Genomic DNA, 4,333 nt, shown 5'->3' on the forward strand with positions numbered 1-4,333 from the left:
CATATTACATACTCCTTTTAATCAATACAAAAACACATTACACTTATTAACTCTTTAAATTATCATTAAGGAATTGCTTTCAGGACAATATGACACTCTTCTACATTATACCATTACTTTAAGGAAGAATTTCTCTTCTCTAAAATCCTTTTCCTCCCTTACTCATCCCGTTCGATTTTTTCATAGTTTCTCATTATACTAATATAAAAAATCCCGTTTTAAGATACCTTTTCTACATACCTTAAAACGGGATTTTAAAAATGCTTCCTCATAAAATGAAACTTTAATCAGTGAAGTTTTTTCATCCCCACTGACTATTAGCCTTCACCAATCGGGCTTATACGGACAGTTTATCCCTCTCGCTTTTCTCTGAAATTTGAGGTGAGGATGTTACTGTTAGTTCATGCCGGATTAAGTTTAATCTTCGTCCTTAACATCCATATCTTCTGGAATTGGTTCATTTAATATTTCTTCTACTAATTGTTTATATTTTTCCATCTGCTCTAGATGTGTATTGAACTGTTCTTTATTCAACAAATATTGTTCACCATCATACACAGCACGGATGCGTTTTTGCTGAACTAATTCTTCAACATACGACTTCGGAAGATTTAAATATTCAGCAGCCTCTTCTATCGTTATATACAATGCTTTCATCCCTTTATTATTTTTTCATATACATCATTCATCTTACTTTATTATAGGCTACTTTTGTAAACAAAATAAAAAGATTTTGTAAATACAAATCAAAAAGCAGGTGGATGCATTCCAAATATTGTATAATAATATAGTAAGTGTTTTTTAAATACAGATGGTATTTCCCCATCTACACAAAGGAGAGTTAACACATGGCGACTCGTCACATCATTACAATGCTAGAAAAATCATTACGAGCTGAAACAGAACAAACAGCTTCTCATCTAACTAAAGCTTTACCAGAAAGAATTCTTGAGCAAACAAAAGTTGCCAATGAAGACGGAAACTATCACACAATTGGAGAATGGTATAAAAATCATTTCTTATTCCAACAAGATGATTTCCTTTGGGCTAAATATGCCTACTATGATGCATACTGCATAGCATTACAAAATCAAGGCCACCTTACAAAACGCGTGCGTCACATACTAGAATCTTTGGCTAGAAAGCATGGGAAACAATATATTGCTTCCATACAAAATATACAATTTCCTGATCAGCGTGCAAAAGGGACCGCATAATTTGCCAAACGCCAGGATAACCGTAACACAAACTACTTGGTCTCTAGAAAGATTCACAAATAAAATGTTCACGTCTTCGTATCCTCTTTTTTCAAAAATATAGCAACAAGACGTGAACTTATGAAACTGGTGTTATAAAAAATGATAAAAAACACGGTAAAAAGGAAAACACCCAGCTTACTTCCTTTTTTATAAAGGCTGAAAGATAACTGGGTGTTTAATATATTACTAGAGAAATTCCTTATTTCATCATTTATATTTCTTGTAACTTATTAACTATTCATTTCTCAACATATCAACGCGTTGAATAAAACCATCAGAAAAGCTGAAATAAAGAGAATAGCTTCCTCGATTATATACAAAGGCCACACTATCCATACCTTCTTCAATTCCATCTGGTTCACCAAACCACTCTTTTAATTCCTCAATAGGAATGTCCATTTTTACCCATACATATCTAACTTTCGAAGGATACATATCAAGATTATAATCTCCATATCCTGCTGTATTAGGTGCATCACATTCTGTGCATACTGCTTCCTTCCATACATCAGGCGCCCCAAATTCTTGTTTCACCTCAGATATATCTTTTCCCAGTACATCTAAGTCAAAGGGACCAAACTTCCCATCCTTTAAAGCTGTTGCTAACACTTGTTTCAGTTCTTGTTTTGTGTTGATTTTGAAATTATAAGATGTGTTCTTTGCTATTGTATTATAGAAAAATTGTGCATACTGCTCACGCTTCACAAGCATGTTGCCATTAAAATTACCTGCCTCGTCACCTTGTGCTATACGGTTACTACGCAGCGCATTTACAGATTCATACGCCCAATGACCTTGTGGTACATCTTTAAAGTTCCCTTGTCCTTTTGATTCTAAATGAAATGCTCTTTGTAATACTACTGCCATCTCATACCGAGTTAATACATCATCTGGACGAAATGCCCCTGTTCCATCACCTGTCATAATTCCAGCTTGCGCAATGGCTTGGATATCCTCTTCAAACATATGATTTGTAGTATCACTAAACATACTCCCCTGTTCATCGTCTGCTATTAAACCTAAATGCCGATTGACTAAAGAAGCTACCTGTCCTCTAGTAACATTGTCCCCAAAACCAAATTTCCCATTTCCATATCCCTTAAAAATCCCTGCTGCCGCTAAGTAGTCAATAGCATCTTTTGACCAGTGGTTCTTTGGTACATCTGTAAATACAGTGTCCTCATTGCCACCTACCTTATAGCCATCTGCTTTCGTAGTTGTTTGTGCATTTGCTGTGCCTACCATCATTGTAGTTGCTAGCGCTGCGGTTACTACTAATCCCACAATTTTTTTAACTTTACTTGTTTTGCTCCCCATTTGTGAAAACCTCCCCTGTTTATTTTAAATTTATTAAATAACCTTATTACACATCTAATGTAAATAAACTCCTACATTGTAATTCTAACATGTGAACAATGGTTATTTACCATAAATTTTATAAGTATGTATATAAATTCTAATTTTAGTATTATGTGTGAAATTTAATCATAATATCTAGATAATAAATATTCATTTCTATTTAAAAGAAGACATTGATACATCTATAATAGTAAGCAGAAGATTTTTCTAAAAAATAAAATTCAAGCTACTAATAAATAGCCATCAAAATTGAGAAAACAATTTTGATGGCTATTTATGTAACAGTGTATACTTCTAACTAATACTGATAGGTTTGTTCTAAAGGATTTATTATTGTAACAGAATCATTAAACTACACTCATTTTATTTACACTTTTATACTGTTTCAATGACTTTTGAAAATATCTTTGACAAATTTTTTTCAAAGCGATACTGCTCTAGCCCTGGTAAGTTCTTCTTTGATAAATTTATCCCCCACTCCGGCTTACTCTTCTGCCCTTCTTTTTCATAGTCACGACTAACGAAAGTACCGTTTGGGCTCTCCCATACTTTTGAAGGTATAAGATAAAAATCAGCCTCTTTTCCTTCATTCAGTAAAACTAATGCAACAAATAAATTATCCCTAAGTGAAAAAACATGTTTCTGTAAAAATACGTAACCTAATTCTCTACAAGTTTTAACCTGAATATCGTAATATTTTCCATCTTTTCTTATTATAAAATCAATTGCTTTATCATCAACTTCAGATGTATAAACATCAAATCCATAAAGTGTAAACTCCATTTTTGTAAGATATTCTCCGTAACGCCCTACCTGTAGTTTGTTTAATTCTTTCAAACTATATTTATTCAACACATGATTCCCCCTAAATTTCTATACGCACTAAATACATTTCTTATTTGAATCGCTATACTCTTATTCACCATTATTTCAAATTAATGCATTATTTTCTTATGAACTTAACTTAATTCAGTTTCGACACTAGATTTGAAATAGGTGTCTATATAGTAAGCATAATATTTTAATGCAAAATTATGAGTCAAAGAAGGAATATCCCATTTCATTAATGCTCCTTCAAAAGCTCACTTATCACCAGTTTTCCATTTTCTAATAACTTAATTTTATACTGATTGTTAAAACTTTTAATTTTAGTAGTACCATCTCCGTATGTAATTCCATACTCTTCATAAGCAGTTACTATATATTCTGTTTTGTTAATCGGCTTAATACTGTCTACTTGATATGTTAATAATGTCTCTGAAATATTTTTATCATTTATATACTTAATATATTTTTTGCTTTCTAGGTATGCTTTTCCTTTCGGTTCTAAAAAATCTTTTATATATGAAAAATCATTTTTCCTAATTGCTTTCATTCCGGCATCTGCATATTTCTCCATAAAAGCTCGAATTTCATCTTCTGATACTTCTTCCTTAGCAGACTCACCTATTTTAGAGTTGTTTCCTGAGAAATCTTCTTTCTCCTGTTCTTTTTCAACCGGTGCTATCTGCTCCTCCTGTTTCTTTGGCTCCTTTTTTAGCTCTCCTTGAGACTCGAGATATAAATACATCGGGGCCTTGTCTAAGTCCTCATATAAACCTTTCATAATTGTAGGAGCAAATGGTCTGTCCCCACGAATAAACTGCTGATTCATTATATTATATGTTGTAAGAAGTTTTATTACATACTTGACCAGCTGTTGCTCTGATTCTGTA

Annotated in this window: 5 protein-coding genes; 1 reads left to right on the forward strand and 4 read right to left on the reverse strand. The window is 32.6% G+C overall.

From position 1 onward, the window contains the following. Positions 1-417 precede the first annotated feature (417 nt). Positions 418-657, reverse strand: a complete 240-nt coding sequence (locus V7183_RS10270) for a helix-turn-helix domain-containing protein (protein ID WP_335359416.1) — start codon at positions 655-657, stop codon at positions 418-420. A gap of 191 nt (positions 658-848) precedes the next feature. Here V7183_RS10270 and V7183_RS10275 point away from each other — a divergent pair, with 191 nt between their 5' ends. Beyond that, positions 849-1,217, forward strand: coding sequence for a hypothetical protein (locus V7183_RS10275; RefSeq protein WP_335359417.1), 369 nt, complete (start codon positions 849-851; stop codon positions 1,215-1,217). 276 nt (positions 1,218-1,493) lie between these two features. Here the strand turns inward: V7183_RS10275 and V7183_RS10280 are convergent, their stop codons facing one another. The 3 genes from V7183_RS10280 to V7183_RS10290 all read right to left on the reverse strand — a co-directional run. Further along, the gene (locus tag V7183_RS10280) at positions 1,494-2,576 is read right to left on the reverse strand and encodes an S-layer homology domain-containing protein (protein WP_335359418.1); all 1,083 of its coding nucleotides are present in this window, start codon (positions 2,574-2,576) and stop codon (positions 1,494-1,496) included. A gap of 417 nt (positions 2,577-2,993) precedes the next feature. Then, positions 2,994-3,470, reverse strand: a complete 477-nt coding sequence (locus tag V7183_RS10285) for a hypothetical protein (protein ID WP_335359419.1) — start codon at positions 3,468-3,470, stop codon at positions 2,994-2,996. 211 nt (positions 3,471-3,681) lie between these two features. Next, the coding region (locus V7183_RS10290; RefSeq protein ID WP_438825165.1) for a TcaA NTF2-like domain-containing protein at positions 3,682-4,333 on the reverse strand (652 nt) is incomplete at its 5' end.

It is taken from the genome of Bacillus sp. JJ1127 (assembly GCF_036965845.1).
GTDB lineage: Bacteria > Bacillota > Bacilli > Bacillales > Bacillaceae_G > Bacillus_A.